Origin of the sequence: Streptosporangium sp. NPDC087985 (assembly GCF_044741965.1) — a bacterium.
In the GTDB taxonomy this organism is placed as follows: domain Bacteria; phylum Actinomycetota; class Actinomycetes; order Streptosporangiales; family Streptosporangiaceae; genus Streptosporangium.
Window position 1 is genome coordinate 548,794 of sequence record NZ_JBIUTQ010000002.1, and the last position, 25,480, is coordinate 574,273.

Annotated in this window: 24 protein-coding genes; 13 read left to right on the forward strand and 11 right to left on the reverse strand. The window is 69.6% G+C overall.

Going from position 1 to position 25,480, the window contains the following annotated elements; translation table 11 throughout:
- From ACIN94_RS07810 to der, 5 genes are all read left to right on the forward strand, one after another.
- A partial coding sequence (locus ACIN94_RS07810; RefSeq protein WP_400701046.1) for a pseudouridine synthase occupies positions 1-1,247 on the forward strand: 1,247 nt, incomplete at its 5' end.
- Positions 1,248-1,324: 77 nt separating this feature from the next.
- The gene (gene aroH / locus ACIN94_RS07815) at positions 1,325-1,684 is read left to right on the forward strand and encodes a chorismate mutase (RefSeq protein ID WP_400701049.1); all 360 of its coding nucleotides are present in this window, start codon (positions 1,325-1,327) and stop codon (positions 1,682-1,684) included.
- Between the two features lie 7 nt (positions 1,685-1,691).
- On the forward strand, positions 1,692-2,801 hold the full coding sequence (locus ACIN94_RS07820; protein ID WP_400701052.1) for a prephenate dehydrogenase: 1,110 nt from the start codon (positions 1,692-1,694) through the stop codon (positions 2,799-2,801).
- Between the two features lie 127 nt (positions 2,802-2,928).
- Positions 2,929-3,585: a (d)CMP kinase gene (gene cmk, locus ACIN94_RS07825; RefSeq protein WP_400701055.1), complete on the forward strand. Its 657-nt coding sequence runs from the start codon at positions 2,929-2,931 to the stop codon at positions 3,583-3,585.
- A 35-nt stretch (positions 3,586-3,620) separates the two neighbouring features.
- A complete protein-coding gene (gene der / locus ACIN94_RS07830) occupies positions 3,621-5,009 on the forward strand; it encodes a ribosome biogenesis GTPase Der (RefSeq protein ID WP_400701693.1) in 1,389 nt (462 codons plus the stop codon).
- An 80-nt stretch (positions 5,010-5,089) separates the two neighbouring features.
- On the opposite strand, the gene ACIN94_RS07835 is transcribed toward der, so the two are convergent.
- From ACIN94_RS07835 to ACIN94_RS07875, 9 genes are all read right to left on the reverse strand, one after another.
- Positions 5,090-6,514, reverse strand: a complete 1,425-nt coding sequence (locus ACIN94_RS07835; RefSeq protein WP_400701058.1) for a DUF2207 family protein — start codon at positions 6,512-6,514, stop codon at positions 5,090-5,092.
- 2 nt (positions 6,515-6,516) lie between these two features.
- The gene (locus ACIN94_RS07840; protein WP_400701061.1) at positions 6,517-7,068 is read right to left on the reverse strand and encodes a LemA family protein; all 552 of its coding nucleotides are present in this window, start codon (positions 7,066-7,068) and stop codon (positions 6,517-6,519) included.
- Between the two features lie 238 nt (positions 7,069-7,306).
- Positions 7,307-8,890 carry an MFS transporter gene (locus ACIN94_RS07845; protein ID WP_400701064.1) on the reverse strand — a complete coding sequence of 528 codons (1,584 nt, stop codon included), beginning with the start codon at positions 8,888-8,890 and terminating at the stop codon, positions 7,307-7,309.
- Positions 8,891-8,893: 3 nt separating this feature from the next.
- Complete coding sequence (locus ACIN94_RS07850; RefSeq protein WP_400701067.1) at positions 8,894-9,574, reverse strand: LppX_LprAFG lipoprotein; 681 nt, start codon at positions 9,572-9,574, stop codon at positions 8,894-8,896.
- A 59-nt stretch (positions 9,575-9,633) separates the two neighbouring features.
- Positions 9,634-10,098: a MarR family winged helix-turn-helix transcriptional regulator gene (locus ACIN94_RS07855; protein ID WP_400701070.1), complete on the reverse strand. Its 465-nt coding sequence runs from the start codon at positions 10,096-10,098 to the stop codon at positions 9,634-9,636.
- A 99-nt stretch (positions 10,099-10,197) separates the two neighbouring features.
- The gene (locus tag ACIN94_RS07860; protein WP_400701073.1) at positions 10,198-10,788 is read right to left on the reverse strand and encodes a malonic semialdehyde reductase; all 591 of its coding nucleotides are present in this window, start codon (positions 10,786-10,788) and stop codon (positions 10,198-10,200) included.
- 212 nt (positions 10,789-11,000) lie between these two features.
- The gene (locus ACIN94_RS07865; protein ID WP_400701076.1) at positions 11,001-11,639 is read right to left on the reverse strand and encodes a 4'-phosphopantetheinyl transferase family protein; all 639 of its coding nucleotides are present in this window, start codon (positions 11,637-11,639) and stop codon (positions 11,001-11,003) included.
- 40 nt (positions 11,640-11,679) lie between these two features.
- Complete coding sequence (locus ACIN94_RS07870) at positions 11,680-12,441, reverse strand: hypothetical protein (protein WP_400701079.1); 762 nt, start codon at positions 12,439-12,441, stop codon at positions 11,680-11,682.
- Between the two features lie 220 nt (positions 12,442-12,661).
- The gene (locus ACIN94_RS07875) at positions 12,662-14,080 is read right to left on the reverse strand and encodes an aminopeptidase P family protein (RefSeq protein WP_400701082.1); all 1,419 of its coding nucleotides are present in this window, start codon (positions 14,078-14,080) and stop codon (positions 12,662-12,664) included.
- Between the two features lie 323 nt (positions 14,081-14,403).
- Here ACIN94_RS07875 and ACIN94_RS07880 point away from each other — a divergent pair, with 323 nt between their 5' ends.
- Positions 14,404-14,832 carry a CBS domain-containing protein gene (locus tag ACIN94_RS07880; protein WP_400701085.1) on the forward strand — a complete coding sequence of 143 codons (429 nt, stop codon included), beginning with the start codon at positions 14,404-14,406 and terminating at the stop codon, positions 14,830-14,832.
- A 47-nt stretch (positions 14,833-14,879) separates the two neighbouring features.
- On the opposite strand, the gene ACIN94_RS07885 is transcribed toward ACIN94_RS07880, so the two are convergent.
- Positions 14,880-18,182 carry a S8 family serine peptidase gene (locus tag ACIN94_RS07885; protein ID WP_400701088.1) on the reverse strand — a complete coding sequence of 1,101 codons (3,303 nt, stop codon included), beginning with the start codon at positions 18,180-18,182 and terminating at the stop codon, positions 14,880-14,882.
- 490 nt (positions 18,183-18,672) lie between these two features.
- On the opposite strand from ACIN94_RS07885, the gene ACIN94_RS07890 reads away from it, so the two are divergent.
- Positions 18,673-18,927 carry a Smr/MutS family protein gene (locus ACIN94_RS07890; protein WP_326821594.1) on the forward strand — a complete coding sequence of 85 codons (255 nt, stop codon included), beginning with the start codon at positions 18,673-18,675 and terminating at the stop codon, positions 18,925-18,927.
- A gap of 47 nt (positions 18,928-18,974) precedes the next feature.
- Here ACIN94_RS07890 and ACIN94_RS07895 read toward each other — a convergent pair whose 3' ends face one another.
- Positions 18,975-19,880: a hypothetical protein gene (locus tag ACIN94_RS07895; protein ID WP_400701092.1), complete on the reverse strand. Its 906-nt coding sequence runs from the start codon at positions 19,878-19,880 to the stop codon at positions 18,975-18,977.
- A gap of 272 nt (positions 19,881-20,152) precedes the next feature.
- On the opposite strand from ACIN94_RS07895, the gene ACIN94_RS07900 reads away from it, so the two are divergent.
- The 6 genes from ACIN94_RS07900 (at position 20,153) to ACIN94_RS07925 (ending at position 25,450) form a co-directional block, all read left to right on the forward strand.
- A complete protein-coding gene (locus tag ACIN94_RS07900; RefSeq protein ID WP_400701095.1) occupies positions 20,153-20,404 on the forward strand; it encodes a hypothetical protein in 252 nt (83 codons plus the stop codon).
- Between the two features lie 127 nt (positions 20,405-20,531).
- A complete protein-coding gene (locus tag ACIN94_RS07905) occupies positions 20,532-21,497 on the forward strand; it encodes an ABC transporter substrate-binding protein (RefSeq protein ID WP_400701098.1) in 966 nt (321 codons plus the stop codon).
- A gap of 2 nt (positions 21,498-21,499) precedes the next feature.
- A complete protein-coding gene (locus ACIN94_RS07910; protein ID WP_400701101.1) occupies positions 21,500-22,417 on the forward strand; it encodes an amino acid ABC transporter permease in 918 nt (305 codons plus the stop codon).
- Positions 22,414-23,166 carry an amino acid ABC transporter ATP-binding protein gene (locus ACIN94_RS07915; protein WP_400701104.1) on the forward strand — a complete coding sequence of 251 codons (753 nt, stop codon included), beginning with the start codon at positions 22,414-22,416 and terminating at the stop codon, positions 23,164-23,166. Before ACIN94_RS07910 ends, ACIN94_RS07915 begins: the two co-directional genes overlap by 4 nt.
- Positions 23,163-24,266, forward strand: a complete 1,104-nt coding sequence (locus ACIN94_RS07920; RefSeq protein WP_400701107.1) for a M20 family metallopeptidase — start codon at positions 23,163-23,165, stop codon at positions 24,264-24,266. The genes ACIN94_RS07915 and ACIN94_RS07920 overlap by 4 nt, the downstream gene beginning before the upstream one ends.
- Entirely contained in the window at positions 24,263-25,450 is a 1,188-nt protein-coding gene (locus ACIN94_RS07925; protein WP_400701110.1) for a cyanophycinase, read from the forward strand. Before ACIN94_RS07920 ends, ACIN94_RS07925 begins: the two co-directional genes overlap by 4 nt.
- The last annotated feature ends 30 nt before the right edge of the window (positions 25,451-25,480 follow it).

Sequence of the window (25,480 nt, forward strand, 5' to 3'; positions counted from 1 at the left end):
GTCGTGATGACCGTGGGGCGTCCCGTGGTGGGTCGCAGGGCGGTTTCCGTTCGGACGGTCCGCGCCGTGATGACCGTGGCGAGTTCCGTTCCGAGCGTGACGGTTCGCGCAGCCAGTACGGCAGGCCCGCCGAGGGTGGTTTCCGTTCGGATGGTCCGCGTCGTGAGGACCGTGGCGGGTCGCAGAGCGGGTTCCGCTCGGACGGTCCGCGCCGCGATGACCGCTCCGGCGCCCCGCGAAGGGATGCCCGTGACGGTTCGCGCGGCCGCTACGAGGCGCCGGGTGGCGGTTCCCGTGGCCGCTTCGGCAGGACCGATCGACGAGACGAGGTCCAGACGATCGGTGGCAAGCGGGCCGGCTCCTACGGCGAGCGCCGCCCCGGTGCCGACCGTGGCCCCGCGAAGGCCGAGCGCCGCCCTGGCGCGATCGAGAACGACCGGTTCAAGACCGCCCGCCAGCCCAAGCGCGACTCGGACTTCTACGACAGGGACTACGTCGACGAGCGCGACACCACCGAGGTCCCGGACGGCGTCCGGCTGCAGAAGGTCCTCGCCCAGGCGGGCGTGGCCAGCCGCCGGGCCTGCGAGGACATGATCGGCGATGGCCGGGTGACGGTCGACGGCCAGGTGGTCCGCCGCTTCGGTGCCCGGGTCGACCCGGCCAAGCAGGTCATCCATGTCGACGGCAAGCGTCTGCCGACGATGCCTGACCTGGTCTACCTCGCCATCAACAAGCCGATCGGCGTCGTCAGCACCATGTCCGACCCCGACGGCCGTCCGTCGCTGGCCGACTTCGTGGCCGACCGCACCGAGCGGCTGTTCCACGTGGGCCGTCTGGACACCGAGACCGAAGGTCTCATCCTGCTCACCAACGACGGCGAGCTGGCCAACCGGCTCACCCACCCGAGCTATGGCGTGCAGAAGAAGTACTGGGCGAAGGTCCCCGGCAAGATCGAGCGTGATCTGGGCCGCCGCCTGAAGAAGGGCGTCGAGCTGGAGGACGGCATCGCCAAGGCCGACTCCTTCACCCTGGTCCAGGAGCACGGGCAGCAGGCGCTGGTGGAGATCGTCCTGCACGAGGGGCGCAAGCACATCGTCCGCCGCATGCTGGAGGAGGTCGGGCATCCGGTCATCGACCTGGCCCGCATCGAGTTCGGTCCGGTCAAGCTCGGCCGTCTCAAGCCGGGCACCGTACGCGCGCTGAGCCTCAAGGAAGTCGGCGAGCTCTACGCCGCCGTCGGCCTGTAACCTTCCTGGACACGCATGGTTTCAACACGCCGGATCGCCTGCGGGTGGTCCGGCGTGGACGGTATGGAGGAGCGACGATGGTGCGGGCGATTCGGGGCGCGATCCAGGTCGAGGGTAACGACCGGGAGGCCATTCTGTCCGGGGTGACCGAGCTGGTCACCGAGGTGATGGGACGTAACAGGCTCACCACCGACGACGTGATCAGTGTGATCTTCACGGCCACCCCCGATCTGACCGCGGAGTTCCCCGCCCTGGCCGCCCGCAAGCTCGGCTTTCACGACGTCCCGCTGATCTGCGCGTCTGAGATCGACGTTCCGGGCGCGCTCCCCCATGTCGTACGGCTGATGGCCCATGTGGAGACCGACCGGCCCCGCCAGGAGATCCAGCACGTCTACCTGCGCGGCGCGACGGCCCTGCGTGTGGACATCGCCCAGTAACCCCGTCATGCGGCACCACGTCCAAGAAGTTCAGGGAGAACGCGTGAGCGGCCTCGAAAGCGTCCTCGTCGTCGGCACAGGGCTGATCGGCACCTCCGTCGCCCTGGCCCTGCGCGAGCAGGACATCACCGTCTACCTGTCCGACCGCGACGAGGGAGCCGTACGGCTGGCACGGGAGCTGGGTGCCGGCACCGAGTGGACCGCCGGGCGGACCGTGGATCTCGCGGTCATCGCGGTCCCCCCGCACATGGTCGCCGACCGGCTCGCCGACCTCCAGCGCGCCGGGGCCGCCCGGTTCTACACCGATGTGGCCAGCGTCAAGGTGCTACCGCTCCAGCAGGCCGTGGATCTCCGCTGCGATCTGACCACCTACATCGCCGGACACCCGCTGGCGGGCCGGGAGCGCTCAGGGCCCGCCGCGGCCCGGGCCGACCTGTTCCTGGGCCGTCCGTGGGCGCTGTGCCCGACGGAGGAGACCTCGCCCGATGCGGTCGAGGCCCTGATGGGACTGATCAAGCTCTGCGGCGGCGAGGCCGTCAGGGTCGAGGCGGCCGAGCACGACCGGGCCGTCGCGGTCGTCTCGCATGCCCCGCATGTGGCCGCCGCCGCGGTGGCCGCCCGGCTCGCCGCCGCCCCGGCGACCGCGCTCGGCCTGGCCGGGCAGGGCGTCCGCGACGTCACGCGCATCGCGGCCGGCGACCCCGGCCTGTGGACCGGGATCCTGTCGGGCAACGCGCTGCCGGTGGCCGACGTGCTGGAGGCGGTGGCCGCCGATCTGGCGGCCGCGGCCGCCTCGCTGCGTGCCTCCGCCGATCCGACGGCCATAGGCCAGGTCACCGAGCTGCTGCACCGCGGCGTCGCGGGCACGGACCGGATCCCCGGCAAGCACGGAGGCCCGGCACGCACCTACGCCACCGTCCAGGTCATCATCGGTGACCGCCCGGGCGAGCTGGCCCGGCTGTTCCAGGTTGCAAAGGAGGCGGGCGTCAACATCGAGGACGTCCGGCTGGAGCACGCCCCCGGCCTGCCGCTGGGCGCCGCCGATCTGTCCGTGCAGCCGGATGCGGTGACCGCGCTGTCCGCGGCACTGCGCGCGCACGGCTGGCACCTGCCGTAACCGCTTTTCCCGCGGTCCGCCCGGTGGGCCGCGGCGGACGCTTCCGGAGCCGATCGATGCGTGTTTCCGCCCTGGCTCCCGGTAGCCTCCTAGGGACAATTGAAACGGGCTGCAAGGGAGAGGCGTCGTGACCGGACTGGTCGTCGCCATGGACGGTCCTTCGGGGTCGGGCAAGTCGAGTGTGTCGCGCGGGGTCGCGCGGGCACTGGGACTGCGTTATCTCGACACCGGAGCGATGTATCGGGCCATCACGTGGTGGGTGCTCGAGCGGGGCGTCGATCTCACCGACCCCGGAGCGATCGCCGCCAGGGCACTGGACCCGGTTCTCTCGATGGGCACCGACCCGGACGCCCCGACGGTGGCGGTGGACGGTGCCGACGCGGCCCTGGCCATCCGCACCGCCGAGGTCACCGCCGCGGTCTCCGCGGTCAGCGCGGTGCCCGAGGTGCGGCGCCGGTTGGTGGCCGAGCAGCGTGAGATCATCGGCGGGGGCGGCATCGTCGTCGAGGGCCGTGACATCGGCACGGTGGTCACGCCCGACGCCCCGGTCAAGATCTATCTGACCGCGAGCGCGGACGCCCGGGCACTCCGCCGTACGGCGGAGCTGACCGGCACCACGGTGGAGGCGCAGCGGGCCGCGATGGCCCGGCGCGACACCCTGGACTCGACAAGGAAGACCGACCCGCTTGCCATGGCGGCTGACGCCGTCGAACTTGACACCACGGCGCTGAACCTGGAAGAGGTCATCGCCGAGGTGCTACGTGTGATTAAGGAAAAGGCGTGATCGGGGAAGAAGACAGCGGCTGGATCGAGGCTGAGCTGGCCGATCTGGGTACCGACAACAGCTCTGAGGACGTGGGCCCGGACTCGGGCCCGCAACCGGTCGTGGCCGTGGTGGGCCGCCCCAATGTGGGCAAGTCCACTCTGGTCAACCGGATCATCGGCCGCCGTGAGGCGGTCGTGGAGGACGTGCCGGGCGTGACCCGCGACCGGGTCACCTACGACGCCAACTGGCGCGGACGCCGGTTCACGGTGGTCGACACCGGCGGCTGGGATCCCGACGCGACCGGGATGGCGCTGAAGATCGCTGAGCAGGCGCAGGTCGCGGCCGAACTGGCCGACGTGATCCTGTTCGTGGTGGACGCGGTGGTCGGTGTGACCGACGCCGACGAGATCGTCGGGCATGTGCTGCGCGGTTCCGGCAAGCCGGTCATCCTGGCCGCCAACAAGGTCGACAACCAGCAGATGGAGCTGGAGGCCGCTGCTCTCTGGTCCCTCGGCCTGGGTGAGCCACAGCCGGTCTCGGCCCTGCACGGCCGCTCCAGCGGCGATCTGCTGGACGTGATCCTGGACAAGCTGCCGGAGACGCCGCAGCAGCGTTTCGGCGTCGAGCGCGGTCCGCGCCGGGTGGCCCTGCTGGGCAAGCCCAACGTGGGCAAGTCCTCGCTGCTGAACAAGCTGGCGGGTGAGGAGCGCGTGCTCGTCGACCCGATGGCCGGCACCACCCGTGACCCGGTCGACGAGCTGATCCAGCTCGGCGGCAAGACCTGGCGGTTCGTGGACACCGCCGGTATCCGCCGGCGTGACCGCGAGCTGAAGGGCGCCGACTTCTACGCGAGCATGCGCACCCGGGGCGCCCTGGAGCGCTCGGAGATCGCGGTCGTGCTCATCGACGCCAGCGACGTGCTGACCGAGCAGGACCTGCGGATCATCTCCCTGGTGATCGAGTCGGGCCGTGCCATGGTCGTGGCGTTCAACAAGTGGGACCTTCTCGACGAGGACCGCCGCTACTACCTGGAGAAGGAGATCGACCGCCAGCTCATCCGCGTGCCGTGGGCGCTGCGGGTCAACATCTCCGCCAAGACCGGCTGGCACGTGGAGAAGCTCGTCCCGGCCATCGAGAAGGCGCTGGACTCCTGGTCCACCCGGGTCCCCACGGCCCGTCTCAACGCCTTCCTCACCGACCTGGTCGCGGCCACCCCGCCCCCGGTCCGCGGCGGCAAGCAGCCCAAGATCCTCTTCGCCACCCAGGCGTCGACGGAGCCGCCCAGGTTCGTGCTGTTCACCTCGGGCTTCCTTGAGGAGACCTACCGCCGCTTCATCGAGCGCCGGATCCGCGAGGAGTTCGGCTTCGCGGGCTCTCCCATCGAGGTCACGATGAAGATCCGCGAGAAGCGGCAGCGGCAGGGACAGGGACAGAAGAAGTAGGGAACTCCCGCGCGTGGCCCGGTCCCCAGGCCGGGCCACGCCGGTCAGGTGCGCGGGGCCGTACGGACCGGGCCAGGTGGTCAGGCGGGGTCGGGGCCGTATCCGGTGTCGCGGAAGAGCTTCACCTCGCCGAGGTTCTCAGGGGCGTTCATCTGGTACTCCCCGGTGTCGGAGTAGCTCTCGATGTGGTGATGCGAGCGCTCCAGGACCTCGATCTCGTTGATCCAGCCCAGCCGGCGGCCGAGGACGGCACGCACGACGTCGCCCTCGGACAGGCCGTCCCACAGCTCGGCGCTGATCCCGTAGGCCTTGACCAGGCGCTCGTTCCCCTCGTCGAGGGCACACCAGTAGACGTACTTGGGATTGTCGCCGGAGCCGGCCTGGTAGCGGCGGAGCCGTACGATCTGGCCCTGCGCGGTGGTCTTGGTGGTGAGGTCGGAGAGCGCGTGGAGAATCGGGACCACCGCCACGCACATGCCCACGGCGAGGGAGACGGGGCGGACCAGGCTGTCGGGCCAGAGATCGAAGGCAGAGGCGACCAGTAGCGCGATCCACGTCCAGAAGCCGGTGAAGGCGCCCGCGACCAGCGCATAGAAGATCATCGGTAGTGGCCGGCGTCCCCACATCAGGCGGCGCGGGTAGCGCACCTGGACGGTGTGCCACATGCCCCCGTAGTCCGACCAGGCACGCCGGTCGTCGGCGGGGGTGCTCACCGGGAGACTGGTCACCGCGCGGGGGGCGAGACCCAGGGCGGCGGCGTAGGCGAGCTGCCGTCCCCAGATCGTGACCGCCGCGGCGGGCTGCTCGGCGAACCGGCCGCCCGCGAGGTGCTCGCGGACGCCCAGCCAGTGGCCTGCCACCTCGGCGCCCAGCCGGGTGCCCCGCTCACCGTTGAGCCTGCCCATCAGCTGGACGAGGACGCCGAAGGCGACCAGGGCCGCGCCGAAGCCGCCCCGGTCGTCGCCGTCCTTCGAGGTGACGATGACCGCCAGGCCGATCATGAGCGCGGGCAGCGCGGCGGTGACCGTGAGGAGGGCGGCCTGGGCCCTGTTCCAGCGGGGCTGCGACAGTCCTTGGGCCCGGGCTTCGGCGATGACCTTCCGGCGGAAGCTCTTCCACCACCGGCCCAGGTCGCGCGAGCCCTCGGCGAGGGCGCCGGTGGCCACCACGCCGTTCACGGCGAGGGACGTCACGTGGTCGAAGACGAGCTGCTCGTACGGGTTCAGGCCCACCGCGCGGCGGATCCTCACGAGGGCGAGCTCCGGGCCGATCTCCTCGATCTGCACGGCGCCCTTGGCCGCCAGGTCCAGGAGGGTCGCGGAGGGCGCCTCGTCGCACAGGCGCCAGTCGCCGGTGATGAGGTCGACGAGCGCCGGGGACTGCCCGGGAAGCTCGCCGGGGGGCGGCCCGGCGTGAACGGGCGGGTTCCTGGTCGCGACAGCCATGGCGAGCAGGAGCAGCAGCCAGAGTCCGGTGGCGGCCGTCGCCGCGAGCCAGAGGCCCATCTCTAGAACCGGACCTGGACCGGGCCGCGCTCCTCGTCGGGTGCCCGGAAGTAGTCGCGTGGGGAGAAGCCGGTCATGCCCGCCACGATGTTGGCCGGGACCGTCTGGATGGCGTTGTTGTAGGTCAGGACGGCGTCGTTGTAGTACTGCCGGGAGTAGGCGATCCGGTTCTCGGTGGTGGCCAGTTCCTCCTGCAGGTCGGCGAAGTTCTGGCCGGCCTTCAGATCGGGGTAGGCCTCGGCCACCGCGAACAGGGTCTTCAGCGCCGCGGACAGGGCGTTCTCGGCGACCGCCTGGTCACGCGGGGTCCGCGCGGAGATCGCCTGGGAACGCGCCGCGACCACCGCCTCCAGGGTCTGCCGTTCGTGGGAGGCGTAGCCCTTCACGGTCTCCACGAGGTTGGGAACGAGATCGTGGCGGCGTTTGAGCTGGACGTCGACCTGGGCCCACGCGTTGTCCACCGCGCCGCGCGTGCGGACCAGCCTGTTGTAAACCGAGGTGAGGAGAAGGACGAGGAGGAGAACGAGGACGGCGAGGACAGCCAGAGTGATCAAGGGGGGCCTCCTGGAGGGGGGCGGCAGCGTACTGTGAGCCGGTCCGCCGGATCGGGTCCATCTGATCCCGTACTCCTTGCAGGCCGCCTGCAGACGGATGTCCAGCCCAGACCTGATTACCCCGGATCTTCCCTTAAAGGAGTCTGATCCGATAGACCTCGGAGCAAGATCGCGAAGATGGGTGAGGGCCCGGAGTCAAAGGTCGGCCCGTGTCCGTCCTCAACGGAGGCGCCGGCGTTCAGCGTCCTGTCATGGGCGGCGTCCCGGACCTGGGCGGGAGCAGCAGCGCGACCAGCGCTCCCGCCGCGCACAGGACGGCGGTGATCAGGAAGATCTCGCTGTACTCGGTGTGCAGGGCGACCCGGACCCGGTCTCCGTACTCGGCGAGCCGCTGGGCGTAGACGGCGGGGTCCACGCCGAACGGCAGCGGCGTGTCCAGGTCGGCGGTGAGCGACTGGAACCGGTGGAAACCCCACGCCGACAGCCCGGCGACGCCGAGCAGCATGCCCATCATCCGGGCCACGACCACGGCCGCGGACGTCACACCGTGCTGGGCGGCCGGGGTGGCCCGCAGCGCGGCCGAGGAGAGGGGGGCGATCACCACGCCCAGGCCGAGACCGGCGACGACGAGGTCGACGTCCATGCGGTACCCGGCGGCTGCCAGGTCGACGGGCCACTGGCCGATACGGACGTAGCCAGCCGTGGCCAGAGCCAGCCCGGCCACCGCCACCGCCCGCTCGCCGTACCGGCGGGCCACGACCCCGCCCAGCAGCGCGGCCACCGAGAGCGCGATGAGGAAGCGGGACAGCACCAGCGCGCCGTCCAGCGTCTCCAGCCCGAGCAGCGTCTGCGCGGACAGCTGGACGTCCACGAGGGTGACCAGCAGTGCCGCGCCGGTCAGGAAGCTCACTCCGAGCGTGGCGAAGAACGGGCCGCGCAGCACCCCGGCCATGTCGATCAGCCGGGTCCGGGACCGCATCTCCCATCCGACGAACCCGAGGGCGGACACCGCCCCGGCTGCGATCATGGGCAGACCCCAGGGCGGGAGGACCGACGTGCTCGGGTCGGGATTGTAGAGGCCGGCCACCAGCAGGCCCAGCGCGAGGGCCAGCAGCAGGCCGCCGACCACGTCGACGCGGGTGCCGCGGGCCGGCCCGCGCACCGGCGGGGGGACGGACCGCTGGACGGCCGCCGCGGCCAGGGCGACCAGCGGAAGGTTCAGCCAGAAGATCGACCGCCAGCCGCCGAACAGGATGCCGTCCAGCCGCAGGGTGACCGGCACCAGGGCCGCGAGGGCCGCGCCGTACAGGGGGCCGAGCACGCTGCCGAGCTCCTGGGCCGCGCCGACCGCGCCGAGGGCCACCGGGCGGTCGTGCTCGTCCCACAGGTCGCCGACCATGGCCATGGTGATGGGCAGCAGCGCGCCGCCCGCGATGCCCTGCAGGCCACGCCCGGCGACCAGCCAGGGCACCGTGTCGCCCAGCGCGGTGACGAGCGAGCCGGCTGCGAAACCCGCCAGGCAGAGGTGGATCAGTGGGCGCCTGCCGTACCGGTCGGAGAGCCGGCCGAGCAGCGGCATGGCCGCGATGTAGCCGAGCAGGAAGCCGGTGACGATCGGGGTGGCCCGCTCCAGGTGGTTCAGCGGGACGCCGACGTCCCTGGCGATGTCGACGAGGACGGTGACCACGACGTAGGCGTCCAGGGCGGCCAGCAGCACCGCGGTGCCGCCGACGCCGAGGGCCACCCGGCGCCGGGCCGTCCGGTCACCGCCGGGCACCGGACGGTCATGGGCGCTCGCGGGAGGTGCCGTGGGGTCGGTCATGGGTCACTCCACCGGCGCGGTGACCTGGACCGGCACGTCGTAGTCGCGGAAGGAGACGGTCACCTTGCCGCCGTTCAGCGGCAGGTCGGCCTTGAGTAGACGGCCGGTGGCCTTGTCGATCCAGAGCATGCCGTTCACGCTCTGCGCGATCCCCGGCACCATCGTGGCGAGGACCTGCTGGGAGAGGGTGGCCGAGACCCGGTAGGCGTCGGTGCCGTCCACCTTCTCCTCGGCCTCGGTCCTGGGGTCCAGCGCGTTGGTCAGGAGCTGAACGACCCCTCGGTCGGGGTTGAGGATGGCCGACGGGTCGTAGATCGCGGCGAGATCGCTCCGTGACATCCTCTGGAAGCCGCCGGTCACGCCCTTGAAGTGGACGACCTCCCCGATCACCACGAAGCTGATCTCCTGGAGGCTGCCCGCCAGGTCGAGCTGGATGGTGCCGTCGGCGTCGCCGGTCCCGCTGAGGCGACCGGTCGCCTTCTTGACCGGCACCGGCGGAGTGCCCTCGGTCTCCATGGTGAAGGCGGCGGACGTGGCGGCCCGCATCGCCTCCGCCGACTTCTTGACCAGCTCGGCACCGCCGGGCAGCGCCGCCCGATCACTGGAGGCGCCACCGCCGCTGCATGCGGTGATCAGGGAGAGCGCGGCGATTACCGCGGCGATGAGGATCCGGTGAGCAGGCATGGCCGGATCGTAGCGACCGTCCGCCGGCTAGGGGCGGACTCGCCGGTATCGGTTTCGCTTCACCGCAGGCTTTTCAGATGGTTCACCACGGGGGTGTAGGCCTTCTCCAGCTCGATGAGCTGGTCGTCGGTGAGCAGGTCGATGAAGTGCTGCCGGACGCTGTTCACGTGGTGCGGCGCGACCTTCTTTATGGTGGCCCAGCCGTGTTCGGTGAGCACGGCGAAGGTGCCGCGCCGGTCGTCAGGGCAGTCCTCCCTGGCCACCAGCCCCGCCGCCTCCATCCGGGAGATCTGGTGGGACAGGCGGCTGCGGGACTGGATCGTGGCGTCGGCCAGGTCGCTCATGCGCATGCGGTGGTCGGGGATCTCCGAGAGGTTGACCAGGATCTCGTAGTCGTTGACGGAGAGCCCGAAGGGGTTCAGCTCACGGTCGAGGCGGTGTTCCAGGAGCTTGTACGCGGCCAGGTGGGCACGCCAGGCCCGCTGCTCGATCGAGGTGAGCCAGCGTGGCTCCTCATCGTTCACTGGTGGCTCACCGCTCCTCGTCCGCCGGGCGGCTCCGGCCGGTCGGTCACTGGGCTCCCCGTGACGGGTCCGCTCCCGGTTCATGGATCAGAACCTACCTCAAACGGTGGTGACAACTTCGTCGTAGGCCAGGCGGGGAAGGCGGTCGAACCAGGGGTTCTCGCCGGGCTTGCCGATGTTGACGACGGCCAGCACGGTGTGGTCGCCGTCGAAGTACTCCTTGTCGATCCCGGCGGCGTCGTAGCCGGTCATCGGACCGGCGGCCAGGCCCGCGGCGCGGACGCCCAGGATGAAGTAGCCGACCTGCAGGGTGGCGTTGAACCTGGCGGACTGGATGCGCTTCGCCTCGTCGGTGGCGAACATGTCCCTGGCGCCGGTGGCGTGCGGGAAGACCTTGGGGAGTTCCTCGTGGAAGTCCAGGTCGGCGGCGAGGATGGCGACCAGCGGGGCGGCGGCGGTCTTGGCCTGGTTGCCCGGGGCCATCAGGCCGACCAGGCGCTCGCGGGCCTCGGGGGTCCGGACCAGGACGACCCGCAGCGGCTGCTGGTTCATCGCGGTCGGGGCGTACTTGACCAGCTCGTAGATCGCGCGCACCTGCTCGTCGCTGACCTGCTCGTCGGTGAAGGTGTTGGCCGTACGGGCATCACTGAAGAGAAGGCGCTGGGCGTCGGAGGAGAGAACGAGAGTCATCTTTGATCCTTAGTGCGTTCTGCGAATTACCTACCTTCTCCAACATGAGTGAAAATTCAACCATTCCTGAGGGCCGGTGAGACATGAGACACAGGCGACCTGCCAGTTCATCGGCCCGCCGCCCTGGACCGGGCCGCCGGCGGAGAGGAACGCAGGCTCAGTGAGCTCTTTCCCCGACCTCACAGGTGTCCCTTGCCCCGGCCTCCGGAAGATCAGCCCAGGGCGGCCGGATGGTCGGTGACGACGCAGACCGCGACACCTGAGCCGGTCCGCCACTCCAGCAGGTGCCTGCCCTCCCACTCCAGGCGGCCGGACCCGTCCACCTCGAGGGGGAGCCCGGACAGGTCCGTCGTGCGCAGGTCGTCCATGGTGAGCTCGCCTCGCTTGATGAGCGCCTCCTTACGGACCCAGAGGCGGATCAGCGCTCCGTTGTCACCGACCAGGGGCCTTTCCACGGGAGCCAGGGCGTGCGCCACCAGGACCTCGTCCAGCGGGCCCTCGGGGACGTGCTCGGCGTCCACGCCGACCCGGCCCGGGCCCACCGCCGCGCACACGTAGCCATGGGTGTGGGTCAGGCTGACGCCGAGCTCTGGGACCTCCGCGAGGTACGGTCTGCCGTGCCCCGGCCCGCACCGGTCGCAGTGCTGGAGCAGCGTCAGCCGGTCCTCGGGAACGCCGACGACCTTGGCCGCGCATCGCCGTACCAGGAGGTGGGCCGCCACGAAGTCGCGCCGGTCGGTCTCCCGGAGGAACTTCGCCGCGCGTTCGCGCTCGACCTCGGTCAGCAGATCCATGGCGGCGGGGGAGTGGATCTCGCCGGTGGGGCCGGCCATCACCAGGCAGTCGTGCATTCGATCAGACTAGATGTTCGAGGCCTTGGCCGGGGGATGACTACCCGTCCTTTCCGGTGGCGCTCGGGGAGGGCCCGGGAGCCGGTTCCACCGCCTTGCCGTGGGGGTCGGTGACCAGTTCGTCGGCCGCGCCCATCACGGTCGCGTCGTTGACCTTCCACTGGTCGCCGGTCTTGACCAAGCCGAGCTCCATGTAGGTGCCGAGCATGCGCCGGGTCCCTGCCGTGCTCGTGACCTGGGAGTCCACGACCGTGATCGCCTTTGCCCTGCCCCGCGCGATCTCGGAGACGTAGACGCCCCTGACCAGGGCGGACGAGCTCGCCTTCATCGAAGTGATCACTCTTTCAAGGGGGCTGAACGCCTCGTTGTAGGTCTTCTCGAAGTTCTCGTCCGAGATGGCGAGGACCTGGTCGCGATAGGCCTGGAGGTTGGAGTAGTCGTAGGTCTGCAGGGCCGTGGCGAACTCGCGTGCCCGCGCGGAGACCGCGCCGCGTTCGGCCTTCTCCGCGGCCAGCCGGCCGGCGGCCCTCCACTGGAGCGCGGCGGTCGTCGCCGTCGACGCCAGGACCACGGCGGTGACCGCACCGATCAGCCTGCCCCGCCACGCCCCGAACCCCACCGGCTTCTTCCCCGCGGCCCAGGTGCTCGCCTCCCCTCCGGCCCGATGCGCGACGTCGGGCGCGAGGGCCGATCCGGGCTCCCGGCGCTCGGGCAGAGCGGGGACGGCCTCGGCTGAGGGTTCCGTGGGCGGGCCGGGGTCGACGGCGGCAGGTTCCTCAGGCTGCTGCGGAGTGGGGCTCAAGTGTCTTACTCCTGTTCACGGCGGCAGGATGTCCGGCCGGTGGCGATCCAGCCGAGCACGCCGCAGGAGATCACGACGGAGACGGATGGACCACTGCGCTCACCGTGTTGAATTCTTTCCCTTTCCGCAGGTCGTTCGCTCTTCCTGGTTACTTCGCGAACGGATTTCCTCGTTGCGCCGGCCGCCGTGGCTCACCGGGCCGGGCTCCCCGCCCGCTGCCTCAGGCGAGGATCGCGCTCATCCAGCCCTCGATCTCGTCGGGGTGGCGGGGCAGCTCCGCAGACATCAGGCGGGCGCCGTCGGCGGTGATGACGAGGTCGTCCTCGATGCGCACGCCGATGCCGCGCAGCTCCGGCGGGAGCGTCAGGTCGTCCGGCTGGAGGTAGAGGCCGGGCTCGACGGTGAGCACCTGCCCCTCCTCCAGCACGCCGTCCAGGTAGACCTCCGAGCGGGCCTTGGCGCAGTCGTGGACGTCCATGCCGAGCATGTGGCCGCTGCTGCACAGGGTGTAGCGGCGGTACAGCCCGCTGTCGGCCTCCATCGCCTCATCCGCGCTGATCTTCAGGACGCCCCAGTCATGCAGGCCCTCGGCGATGACCCGCATGGCCGTCCGGTGGAAGTCACGGAAGCTCGCACCCGGCCTCAGGACGGCGATCGCCGCGCTCTGAGCCTCGTAGACCAGCTCGTAGACCTGGCGCTGGATCGGACTGAACCGGCCCGACAGCGGCAGGGTCCTGGTGATGTCGGCGGTGTAGAGGTTGTCGGTCTCCACGCCCGCGTCGAGCAGCAGCAGGTCGTTCTCGTTCAGCCGGCCGTCGTTGCGGATCCAGTGCAGCACGCACGCGTGGGCGCCGGAGGCCACGATGCTGTCGTAGCCGACCGCGTTGCCCTCCAGGCGGGACCGGAGGCCGAAGACACCTTCCAGGTAGCGCTCGCCGCGCCGGTGGGCCAGCGCCGCGGGCAGCGCCCGCACCACGTCCTCGAACCCGCGCGCGGTCGCGTCCACCGAGAACTGCAGCTCGGCGACCTCCCACTCATCCTTGATCAGCCGCATCTCGGAGAGGAACGTCTCCAGCTCGCCGTCCCCGTCGTGCGGCGCGACCCGGGCGTCCAGCGACGCGTCCACCCCGCGCAGCACCCGTGCGGGGCCGCCGAGCACGTCGTCGAGCTTGTCGATCGGCGCGCACTCGATCAGGTAGAGCGCCTCGGCCTCGGCCAGGTCGGGGCGGCGGCCCACCCAGAACTCGCCGTAGCGGCGGTCCCGGTAGAACTCCTGCCCGGCCGTCCCCGGCGCGGAGCGCGGTGAGCGAGGCCGCAGGAACAGCGTGGCCGCTCCGGACGGCGCGATGACCAGGACGTTGTCCGGCTCCTGGTCGCCGGTGAGGTAGGTGAACGCGCTGTGCGCCCGGAACCGGTAGTCGCTGTCGTTGCTGCGGGCCTTGAGTGTGCCGGAGGGGATGATCAGCCGCTCGCCGGGGAAACGCGCGGCGAGCGCGGCACGGCGCTTGGCGGTGTAGGAGGCCAGCGGCAGCGCGGTCAGGTCGTCGCGGCGGGTGTCGGCCCAGCCGGTCTCCATGAACGCGGCGAGGGCTTCGGAGACCGGCAGGTCGTGGCTACCGGTGTTGAGTTTGTCGGTCATTGTGTCCCCGGGGGCGAAGATATGTGGTATTTCACACGTTACTGCTGGTCCATGCGGCTCGCACCCCACTTTAGGTGGATGCGGGCCGCGCTCCGGACCGGAGATCAGCCCACCGGCACCGGGTAGTCCTTGGCCAGGTCGGAGACCGCCGCCTCCTTGAAGATCACGGCGCCGCCGAGGGCCGTCCTGTCCGGCTTGACGACGGAGGAGGCGCGCGTTCCCTCGGGTGAGGGCGCTCCCTTTACCGCTGCCGGCGCTTAGACAGGGCGTCGGCAGGGCAGGGTTCAGAGATACCCCAGCCGGGATGAACCGAGGTGGTGTCAATGCTGATCGGCGCGATTCTGCGGAGCAAGGGAACGGCTGTGGCGACCGTCCGCCCAGAAGCGACGGTGACCGAACTCCTGGCGATCCTGGCCGAGCGCAACATCGGCGCCGTGGTGGTCTCCGAGGACGGCTCGTCGATCGCGGGCATCGTCTCCGAACGTGACGTGGTGCGGCGGCTGAACGACCAGGGCGCCGACGTGCTGGCCGCCCCGGTGTCGTCCATCATGACGACCGAGGTCCGCACCTGCCTGCCCACCGCCAACGTCGACGACCTGCGCCAGACCATGACCACGCACCGCATCCGGCATGTGCCCGTCGTGGAGGGTGAGCGGCTGGCCGGGATCGTGAGCATCGGCGACGTGGTCAAGAGCTCCATCGAGTCGCTGGAGAGCGAGAAGGCCTACCTGGTCGACTACCTGCAGCGCTGAGACCCGGGTGGGGCCCGGCACTCCGGTGCCGGGCCCCACGGGGTCCGCTACTGCACGGTTATCTTGTCGACCTTGATCGTGGTGCCCTTCACCTGCGGTGTCGACGTACTCGTCGTCACCGTCCCGGTCCCCTTGCTGACTCCCTTGACCTTCATCGTGTAGGTCAGGGTGCCGCCGGGGGCTCCGGGGGTGCTGGTCACCCGCAGGTCCTGGGTCGGCGGCCCGGTGATCTGGGAGCCGGCCGTACCATCGCTGTTCTCGGCACCGACGGTCAGGCCGTAGCCCGCCGGCGGATTTCCGGGAAGCCTGCTCGGGTTGTAGGTGTAGGTGATGTCCTCGGTCCCGTTCAGCCCGATCCACTGCTGGAACACCTTGGTGTTCCTCGTGCCGTAGGGGTTGACCCGCCATTCCACGACGAGCCAGGTGTCCACGCCGTCGGTCAGGGTCGCTACGTAGACGCCCGGCGCGCCGGTGCCGTCCAGGTCGGTCCAGTAGGTGGCGAGCACGTTGTTCGGTCTGGCCGGGTCGGGCAGGGTCTGCGGTTCGTAGTCGATGTCGGCGGAGCCCGAGGTGCCTCCGGGGATCGTGTAGCCGTTGGAGACGATGCCGAGCCGGGTGTAGGTCTTGCCTGCGTAGACGAACGCCGGAACGGTGTAGTTCAGCGCCTGCTCGTCGCCGATCGGCGTCGGCGCGATGCCGAAGGCGTCGAGCGGCAGGTAGGGCGCGGGCCCGGTGCCGGGCGCGATGCTCGGCCTGTCCGGCTGCTTGGCGGTCAGGGTGGTCTTAGCCGTCGCGGTCTGGGAGCCGACCTTGGTGGCGCCGGTCACCGAATTCAGCTGCAGCTTGCCGTCCAGCGTGCTGACCGCCGTGACCTCGGCGTCCTCAAGGGTGTTGTTCTGCACGCTCACCGTGCAGGTGGACTCGCCGGTGTTGCGGGCGATGGTGTCCGGCACGCAGGTCTGCTCGACCGGGACGGCGCCTTGCTTGCGGTAGAACGCGACCGGCAGGTGCAGGTCGCGGTTGCCGTTCACCTGCTTGAGGTTCACCTGGCCGAAGTACTGCCCCTCGGGCAGGTCCGGCGCGGTGACCACCACGGTGATCTCGACGCTCTTGCCCCGCTTGACGTTGAACCGGGACGGCTGCACCGAGACGTTCGCCCCGCTCACGGTCGTGCCCGTGGCGGTGTAGACAAGCGTCTTGTCGGTGACATTGGTGAGCGTCCGCTTGGCGGTGATGAGACCCGGCATGGTCGGGGCGTTCACCGACGGCAGGTTGAGATCGATGCGGTTCAGCGGGTCGTTCGCGGAGGCGGCGAAGTTCTCCGCGGTCTCGTTCAGCGTCAGACCCGGGTCGCCGGCCTTGGTCAGGTCGATACGGCCGCCGCCGAGGTCGAACGGGTCGGCGGGTGTGACGCGGTCCTGCTTGGTGACCGAGGTCTTGGCCGTCGTCTCCAGCGCGGACTTGACCTGGCCCGGGGTCCAGTCGGGATGCAGCGCGAAGACCAGCGCCGAGGCGCCCGCGACGTGCGGTGACGACATCGAGGTGCCGGCGATGACCTGGTACAGGTTGCCCTGCGGGCCACCCGCCGGGTCCTCCAGCGTCGGCGTCTGCCCGGCCAGGATGTGCAGGCCGGGCGCGGTGACGTCCGGCTTGAGGAAGTCGCCACCCGGTCCCCGCGAGGAGAACGTGGTCATCGCGTCGCCCTGCCAGGTGGCCTTGGTGCCCTGGGTGAACGAGCCGGTCGTCCCGGGGTTGGCCGACAGGAAGGCCTGCAGGGTGTCGCCGTCGGGCTTGTCGAGGTGGACTGTCGGGATCCAGTGGTTGTCGGTCATCACGTCGAGCGGCGTGGTGTTGGTGAGGATCATGCCGGCCGCGCCGCCCCTAAGGACGTTGTAGCCCTTCATGACCCGGCCCGCGCCGCGCTCACAGACGACGATCTTGCCGGTGAACAGGCCCGGAGGGGCCGGTGCCGTACACAGCGCGTTGTAGTACGGCGCTGCCGAGGCGAGCACCACCGGGAGCGACGAGGTGACGCCGGCCGTGATGGAGGCGCCCTTGACCGTGGTCTTCGCGCCGCCCGAGCCGTTCAGCGTGACCGTGGACTGGAAGGTCCTGCTCTGCGTGGAGGCCGCCACGGTGGTCACCCACGGGCCGAGGTGGTTGACGGTGGCCGCTCCGGGGCCCTCGTTGCCCGCCGAGGCGGAGACGAGGACGCCCGCCGCGTAGGCGTCGAGGAAGGCCAGCTCCACCGGGTCGCTGTAGGGGGAGGTGCCGCCGGAGATCGAGAAGTTGATCACACGGACGCCGTCGAGGATGGCCCGGCCCACCGCCTGCGCGGAGTCGGAGGGGTAGCAGCCCTGCACGCCGCAGACCTTGTAGACCGACACGTGCGCCGCCGGAGCCATGCCATGGATCGGCCCGCGGCTGATGCCGAGCGGGTTGGCGTCGGCCACCGGGCCGCCGGCCGAGGTGGTCGCGGTGTGGGTGCCGTGACCGTTGGAGTCACGGGCGCTGGTGGGGTAGACCTCGCCGCCGAACACCGAGTTGTAGGTGTCGAGGAACGGCGCGCCGCCGATCAGCTTCCGGTTGCAGACGAACGGGCCGGTCCCCGGCGTCAGCGGGTTGTTCCCGAAGTTGCAGACGCGCGGGGTGCCGTCCTTGGTCGGAGGTACGGGGGGCAGCGTGCCGGGATCGGCGAACTGGGGGTGCTCCGGCCAGACACCGGAGTCCAGGATGCCGACGATGACGCCCTTGCCGGACGAGGCGCTGCCGCCCAGCTGGCTGTAGATCGTGGGGGCCCCGATGAAGGAGGCGCTGGAGTCGGTCAGGAGCTGCTCGGGCCTGTCCTCCTGGACGGCCGCCACCCCGGGCAGTTTCAGCAGCTCGGCTGCCTTGTTGGCGGGGATCCGCAGCGCGATCCCGCCGTAGACGGTGCGCAGCTTCTGCCCGGCCCGGGCGCCCGGCATCTTGGCCAGGCCGGAGAGGAAGGCGTTCTCGACTTCCTCGATGTGCTTTTCGTATTTCTTGGCCTCGGCGCTTTTGATATCAAGCGCCCTGCCGGTCTTGGAGGGGCTTGTCGCAGGAAGTCCTTCGAGCTCACCCTGATAGGCGGCGTACGAGTCGTAGTCGAGTTTGACCATCACGTTGACGGTGGCGTCCGAGGTGGACTCCAGAAGAGCCTGGTCGCTCTGGGCGAGCTTGCCGGTCGTGGACTTGGCGCCCTGGACCGATTCGCCTCCGGTCAGCGGGGTTGCCGTCCACTTTCCGGTGTCCGGGGTGGGGGGCGGATCCGCGCTCGCCGGCGGCGCCATCGCCGCGACGAGTCCGACGCCGGCGGCGAGCACCGCCACACGCCTGATCCGTGATAACTGGGACTTCCTGAGCAACGAGACCTCCCTGTGGGGACGCATGACCACGTCACGCCATGGGAGGGGTGAGGTCACCCGGACATGCCCGGATCAGGGCATGGCTGAGGAGGCCTCGGCCCTCCCCGTTGGGTGACGAGAGAGCGACCGCCTGTAAAGGCGGACGATCATGACTGGGAGCCTAACCAGAGGTTATTTATTTGCCTAGATCCGGAAATTGCCACAATTAGCGCCCGAGTTGGTCAACTTTGATGGCAGGGCCGCCCCGCGATCCGGCAGGACCTCATCGTGGCCGGTGAACGAAACGCCGGCGCCGATGGCCGGCCGGGCACTCACCGTGGCCGTCCCGGATTCCCCGTGGACCGACGCGTAAATGGCCATGTTTCGTTGTTTACGTGATTTGATGCTTATTGCCTGATTTGTTCCGGGGAGGGTGGGCTCACCCGGGGGGCGGGAGGATGAGAGGCTTGGGCGCGTGAAACTGAAGCTGGATCTGCACCCGATCTTCAACCGTGGCGGTGAGATCGACAAGGCGCTGCGCGGCATCATCGACGAGGCCATCAGGAAGAAGGCCACCGAGGTCGAGATCATCCCCGGGAAGGGCTCCGGCCAGCTCAAGAAGAAGGTCCTGCGCTTCCTGGAGCAGAAGGAGATCAAGGCCCTCTATCACCGCATCGACAAGGACTCCAAGAACCACGGCCGCCTGTTCGTCTACTTCCGCTACAAGTAGGGCGGCCGGGCCATGGCCGGTGACGACCTCCATGGCGGACGTCCTCGTCAGATCCCCTCCGGCTGCCATGTCAGCCGGGTGATGCCAGGTCTGGCGGGAAGGGTGCTCTTGCCCACGGGGCTGCCGAATTCGTAAACGACCCGGTGCATCGTCCAGGTGCCCTTGCCGGTCTCCAGCATCTCCGAGTAAACGGGCAGCCGGGTCTCGGGGTCGATGTAGCGGATGATGTCCACAGCGGACCCGCCGTTGGCCAGCAAGCTGTACGGGTGGGTGAACGAGTCGAGTTCGGTGTACTTGAACGCGTCATGGTACAGGCCCGCGCCAACCGCTGACCCGGTGCCGAACCGCAGCGGCTTCACGCTGATCTCGAGGCGCACGTACGGCTTGCCATCCCGTTTGACGACGCTCATCCCACGGCCTTTGATCAACCCCTGATAGTTGCCGAGTTGCCCGACGAAGATGTCGGCCTGCTTCTCGGTCAGCCCGCCGACGCCGAGACCGTCGTTGAGCCACACCTGGGAGGGGAGGCTCGGGCACCGGGTGGAGGATCTCATCTCCCAGTCGCCCTCACCGGCCCAGAACCATTCCTCCTTACCGCGGCACCAGGTTGCCCACGCCGTCCAGGTCTTTCCACCTGCCACGGTCACCTGTGATTTCTCCAGGCGCACGTCTTTGGTCCGGTAGTCGAACCCCGAGACCACGACGTTACGACTGCCGCCGGGATAGAACTTCTCCTGCCGGTAGTACTCCTGCACCAGGTTGACCGATGGTTGCATCGCCTGCTGCCGCAGCGACTCCAGGTAGAGCTCGCGCGCGTCGGCGGGCTTCTTGGCGTCCTTACCGTTCTTGGCGTCCTTCGGGGAGGGTGTAGCCACGGTGGTGCTCTCGGCCGCCTGCGGGCGCTCGCCCCAACCGGTCACCGCGCAACCGCACACCGCCGCCAGCAGGGCCATCGCCAGCCCTCCTCGAAAAAACCGCACCGCGCACCTCTCAGGTCTCGCCTCTGTTCAGCCGGAGACTCTACGCCCAGGCGCCCGACCCGCTACGGCACCCCTTCTGCTGCACACGTTCCCTTCACCGCGCCGCGAGTCCTGTGCTCGGGCGTCCTCGTCCGTACGGCGAGCAGGAGTTGGAGGCGCCGTTCGGGTTCACCGTGCTGGAACGCGACTGAGCGTCACCCGGTAGGACGCAGCGGACCGTCCTCAGGTCGCATGAGCGCGCGGAAATGCCTGACGAGTCTGCGCACCACGTCGGGATCACGGAGGATCACGCCGACTTCGAGGTTGTGGGCGAGCGCTCGATCGGCTGGAGGCCGCGCCTGGACGCCCTGGCCAGTTCTCGGGCCACTTCGGCAACGCCGAAGGCGGTGAAGCTCACCACGAGCAGCGACGTACGGCTGGCGCGGATCACCTCGATGATGACCGAGCCGGTTGTGACGCAGACGGTACATCCGATGGGGCGGGCCGTAAATATGTAACATTCGTAACGATCGACCGGTGCGGGAGCCGTTGCAGAGACGTTACGTCCGTTACACCTTCACGGCAGGAATGGATATCTGTAATGTCTGGTCCACTCGTCAGAGCCCCCACCAACGAGGTGCGATCATGCGCAGACTCACCCTGCTGCTCACCGGAGTCACCCTGCTCACCGCCGCCGCGTGCGGGAAGAGCACCACGGCGGCCGATCCGGCCACGACCGGCGCCGCCTCCGCCTCCGCCAGCCAGGCGCCACAGGCCACAACCATCGCCGGAGTGCCCATCACCGCCGACCCCGCCCTGGCGGGGCTCCTCCCGGACCAGATCAAGAGCGCGGGGAAGGTCCGTGTCGCCACCGAACCGCCCTACGCGCCGTTCGAGATGTTTGTCTCCGAGGGGAGCCAGGAGCTCACCGGGATCGACGTGGATCTCGGCCATGCCATCGGGGCGAAGCTGGGCGTGCCGTTCGAGTTCGCCGTGCAGAAGTGGGACGGCATCATCCCGGCCATCCAGACCGACCAGTTCGACGCGGTGATGTCGGCGATGACGGACAACAAGGAGCGGCAGGCGGTGCTGACCTTCGTCGACTACTCGGTGTCCGGCACGGGCATTCTGGTCAAGAAGGGCAATCCGGAGGGCATCGCCGCGCACACCGACCTGTGCGGGAAGAAGGTGGCGGCGCAGGCCGCCACCAACCAGTCGAAGCTCATCGACAAGTGGCAGGCCGACTGCAAGGCGGCGGGCAAGCCCGCGGTCGACAAGAAGGAGTACCCGAAGGACGTCGACATCCAGCTCGCCCTCAAGTCGGGCACCGTCATCGCCTCGCTCATGACGAAGCCCGCCGCGATCTACACGGCCCAGACCACCGACGGGGGTAACGCCTTCCAGGCCATCGACGACCCGGCCGCGATGGGCGGGTACAACGCCTCCCCGAACGGCATCGGTGTGGCCAACAAGAACAAGCAACTGGCCGAGGCGATGCAGAAGGCCCTCCAGGCCTTGATCGACGACGGGAGCTACGCCAAGATCCTCGCCAAGTACGACGCCGAGTCCATCGGCATCACGACCGTGACGATCAACGCGGCGGTCGACTGATCATGGCAGGCAACCAGGCCGCCGGGCCCGCACCGGGCTCGGCGGCGCCAGAGACGCTCAAGGCGATCCCGGTCCGCCACTACGGCCGGTGGGTGGGCGCCGCTGTGGTGCTGCTTCTGCTGGCGGCCCTGCTGAACTCGGTGCTCAGGAACCCGAACCTCGACCTGCCATCGGTCCGCGACTACCTGTTCAAGGGCGTCATTCTCGACGGCCTGGTCGTAACGATCTGGCTCACGGCCGCCTCGATGGTGATCGGCGTGATCGGCGGCACGCTTGTCGCGGTGATGCGGCTGTCGGCCAACCCCGTGCTGTCGCTCAGCGCGGGAGCGTTCGTCTGGCTGCTCCGGGGAACGCCGTTGCTCGTCCAGATCATCTTCTGGGGATTCTTCGGCCTGTTCTACTCCGACATCTCGCTGGGCATCCCGTTCACCGACGTGGTCTTCTGGTCAGCCCCCTCGAGCCAGGTCATCACGCCCATGATTGCGGCCCTGCTCGCGCTCGGCCTGAACGAGGCGGCCTACGCCGCCGAGATCATCCGGGCGGGGATCCAGGCAGTCGACCACGGGCAGACCGAGGCCGCGCACTCCCTCGGCATGTCACCGGCGCAGACCATGCGGCGGATCGTACTTCCGCAGGCCATGCGGATCATCGTGCCCCCGATGGGAAACGAGACGCTCAACATGCTGAAGACCACGGCGCTGGTTTCGGTGATCTCGGCTGCCGAGCTGATGACCCAGGTGCAGCGGATCTACAGCCAGAACTTCAAGCAGCTCCCGCTGCTCATCGTCGCCTGCGTCTGGTATCTGGTGCTGACCTCGCTGCTGTCGGTGCCGCAGGCCTACCTCGAACGCAGGTTCGGGCGCGGCACGCTCCAGCAGAGCCCGGGCATGTTCCGGCGGATGTTCGGGAGGATCCGGTGATCCGAGCAGTAGGCGTCCGCAAGAGCTTCGGCAAGCTGGAGGTGCTCAAGGGCATCGACCTGACGGTCGAGAAGGGACAGGTCGTGTGCCTGCTCGGTCCGAGCGGCTCCGGCAAGAGCACGTTCCTGCGGTGCGTCAACCACCTGGAGAAGATCGACTCAGGCCGCCTCGAAGTCGACGGCCGCCTGGTCGGCTATGCCCTGCAGGGCGGCAGACTCCGCGAGCTGAGGGACAAGGAGGTGGCCCGGCAGCGCCGCGACATCGGCATGGTCTTCCAGCGCTTCAACCTGTTCCCGCACATGACCGCGCTGGAGAACATCGTTGAGGCGCCCGTCCGAGTGAAGGGCGTGCCCAGGGCGGAGGCCGTACGGCAGGCCAGGGAGCTCCTGGCCAAGGTCGGCCTCCAGGACAAGGAGAAGGCCTATCCCGCACAGCTGTCCGGCGGGCAGCAGCAGCGGGTCGCGATCGCCCGCGCGCTGGCGATGCGGCCCAAGCTGATGCTGTTCGACGAGCCGACGTCGGCGCTCGACCCCGAGCTCGTCGGCGACGTCCTCGATGTCATGCGCGAGCTGGCCACCGAGGGCATGACCATGCTCGTCGTCACCCACGAGATCGGGTTCGCGCGCGAAGTCGCCGACATGGCGGTTTTCATGGACGACGGCGTGGTCGTCGAGTACGGCCCTCCCAGCGAGGTTCTCGTCACCCCCCAACACGAACGCACCAAGGCGTTCCTCTCGAAGGTGCTATGAACACCCACGGATTCGTCCGCGACCTGGAACTTCTCGTCAACATCGACAGCGGCTCCTACAACGCGGCGGGCGTCAACAAGGTCGCTGATTTCTGCCAGGGCCGGCTCGTCCAGCTCGGCTGCTCGGTGGAACGGATCACCACGGGCCTCGGCGACGTCGTGATCGGCCGCAGGAAGGGCAACGGCGGCCCGAAGATCCTGCTGATCGGGCACATGGACACCGTCTTCGACGACGGCACGGCCGCCGCCAGGCCGTTCCGGATCGAGGGGACGACCGCCTACGGACCCGGGGTCTGCGACGACAAGGGCGGCCTGCTCGCCGGCCTGTACGCCCTGGAGTCGCTGATCGAGCAGGGGCGTGAGCCGTACGACGAACTGGTCTTCTGCTGCTCCCCAGACGAGGAGATCGGCGCGCCGGGCAGCAGGCCGATCATCGAGGCGCTCGCCCGCGAGGCGGCCTACGTCCTGTGCCTGGAGGGCGCCCGGGAGAACGGCGACCTGGTCAAGGCCCGCAAGGGCGCCGCCGACCTGACCGTTGAGATCGAGGGAAAGGCCGCGCATGCCGGGATCGAACCCGAGCGCGGGGCCAACGCCGCCCTCGCAGCAGCCCACCTCACGGTCGCCCTACAGGGGCTCAACGGCCTCGCCCCCGGCGTGACGGTCAACGTCGGCGTCATCCGGGCCGGGTCCCGGCCCAACATCGTCTGCCCCACGGCCTCCATCGAGCTGGAGGTCAGGGCCACCGACATGCGGGACTTCGACGCCGTGCTTCAGGCCGTGGAGCTGCTCGCCGCCGATCCCGGCGTGCCGGGCACCCGCGCGACCGTACGGCGAGGCCTGGTGTGCAGCCCAATGGAGGCGGACGAGCGGCTGGTCGCCACCGCTCAGGCCGCCGCACGCTCTGTCGGGCTGGAGGTGGGCGCCGCCGTCACCGGAGGAGTCGGCGACGCCAACCTCTGCGCCCCGACGCCGACCCTCGACGGGCTGGGTCCCGTCGGCGGCGGCGACCACTCCGACGCCGAGTGGCTCGACCTGACCTCGGTCGGGCCCCGGATCAGCCTCCTCGTCACCCTGATCAATTCACTACAGGAGACGCCATGACCCCCCTCACCCGCAGAACCGCCGTCGTCGCCCTCACCGCCGGCCTGCTGGCCGCCGCGGTAGCCGTACCGGCCGAGGCCAGAACCCAAGGCGGCACGCTGATCCTCGTCGGCGGCGCGCTCGCCGACACCAACCACCAGATCTACGGCGAGATGGTCGACCGCGCCGGCGGCGCGAACGCCCGCTTCGGCGTGTTCACCGCCGCGTCCGTCCCCCTGTCGCAGGACCCGGACGCCGGGACCCCCGACGCCAGCAACAGCGAGGCCAACGGGAAGTTCTACGCCGACCTGCTGAAGAAGCACGGCGCGGGCTCGGCGGAGTGGGTCCCGATCGACCTGGACCACATGACCGCGGCCGACGACCCGGCCCTCGCCGCGCGCGTGCGCTCGATGACCGGATTCTTCTTCGGCGGCGGCGACCAGTACCGCTATGTTCTGACCATGATCCGGGATGGGAAGGACTCGCTCGTGCTGCGCGCGATCCGCGACCGGCTCAACGAGGGGGCCGTCGTCGCGGGCACCAGCGCGGGCGCCCAGATCCACGCCGGACGCGACATGGTCACCGGCGGCGTCAGCTATCTGGGCCTGCGCGACGGCGCGCAGCCGGGTTACTTCGAGGACGACAGGCTCGGCTACCACCCGGCGGGCGGTTTCGGGTTCTTCACCCACGGCCTGCTCGACTCCCACTTCTCCCAGCGGGGCAGGCAGGGCCGCTCGATCAAGCTCGCCGCCGACACCGGTCACGACCGGGTGTTCGGCCTCGACCCCAACACCGCCCTCGAGGTGACCGGCGTCGGCACCGGCCGCGAGAGGCTGACCGTCCTCGGTCAGCGCGGCATCTCGGTTCTCGATATGCGGCAGGCTGATGGGACGACCGGGGTCCGGTGGAGCTACCTCACCAGCGGAGACACCTACGACCCCTACACCTGGAGCCCGCGGGTCTCCAGTCCCCTGCACGAGGCGAAGGGCCGGACCGCGAAGACGCCTAGCCAGGACATCTTCGGCTCGTACGAGATGACCGATGTCGCCCTCGACCTCGCCACCGCGGGCAGGTCGCGGAGCACGTACGGGCTCACCCTGGAGTCCAACCCGCGGTTCCGAGTGACGCTCACCAAGGAGGACGGCTTCCGCGCCTGGGCCTCCGGTAGCTTCGCCGACCTGTGGGTGTCGATCACCAAGGAATGAGGCCGCCTTGCGGCGATAACCGGCAATAGG

Excerpts from the sequence above, each read along its gene's own strand:
- aroH (WP_400701049.1), top strand. The coding sequence starts at position 1,325 with ATGGTGCGGGCGATTCGGGGCGCGATCCAGGTCGAGGGTAACGACCGG.
- ACIN94_RS07820 (WP_400701052.1), top strand. The coding sequence starts at position 1,692 with ATGCGGCACCACGTCCAAGAAGTTCAGGGAGAACGCGTGAGCGGCCTC.
- ACIN94_RS07835 (WP_400701058.1), bottom strand. The coding sequence starts at position 6,514 with ATGGGCCTCTGGCTCGCGGCGACGGCCGCCACCGGACTCTGGCTGCTG.
- ACIN94_RS07845 (WP_400701064.1), bottom strand. The coding sequence starts at position 8,890 with ATGACCGACCCCACGGCACCTCCCGCGAGCGCCCATGACCGTCCGGTG.
- ACIN94_RS07850 (WP_400701067.1), bottom strand. The coding sequence starts at position 9,574 with ATGCCTGCTCACCGGATCCTCATCGCCGCGGTAATCGCCGCGCTCTCC.
- ACIN94_RS07860 (WP_400701073.1), bottom strand. The coding sequence starts at position 10,788 with ATGACTCTCGTTCTCTCCTCCGACGCCCAGCGCCTTCTCTTCAGTGAT.
- ACIN94_RS07865 (WP_400701076.1), bottom strand. The coding sequence starts at position 11,639 with ATGCACGACTGCCTGGTGATGGCCGGCCCCACCGGCGAGATCCACTCC.
- ACIN94_RS07875 (WP_400701082.1), bottom strand. The coding sequence starts at position 14,080 with ATGACCGACAAACTCAACACCGGTAGCCACGACCTGCCGGTCTCCGAA.
- ACIN94_RS07880 (WP_400701085.1), top strand. The coding sequence starts at position 14,404 with ATGCTGATCGGCGCGATTCTGCGGAGCAAGGGAACGGCTGTGGCGACC.
- ACIN94_RS07895 (WP_400701092.1), bottom strand. The coding sequence starts at position 19,880 with ATGGCCCTGCTGGCGGCGGTGTGCGGTTGCGCGGTGACCGGTTGGGGC.
- ACIN94_RS07900 (WP_400701095.1), top strand. The coding sequence starts at position 20,153 with ATGCCTGACGAGTCTGCGCACCACGTCGGGATCACGGAGGATCACGCC.
- ACIN94_RS07905 (WP_400701098.1), top strand. The coding sequence starts at position 20,532 with ATGCGCAGACTCACCCTGCTGCTCACCGGAGTCACCCTGCTCACCGCC.
- ACIN94_RS07910 (WP_400701101.1), top strand. The coding sequence starts at position 21,500 with ATGGCAGGCAACCAGGCCGCCGGGCCCGCACCGGGCTCGGCGGCGCCA.
- ACIN94_RS07920 (WP_400701107.1), top strand. The coding sequence starts at position 23,163 with ATGAACACCCACGGATTCGTCCGCGACCTGGAACTTCTCGTCAACATC.
- ACIN94_RS07925 (WP_400701110.1), top strand. The coding sequence starts at position 24,263 with ATGACCCCCCTCACCCGCAGAACCGCCGTCGTCGCCCTCACCGCCGGC.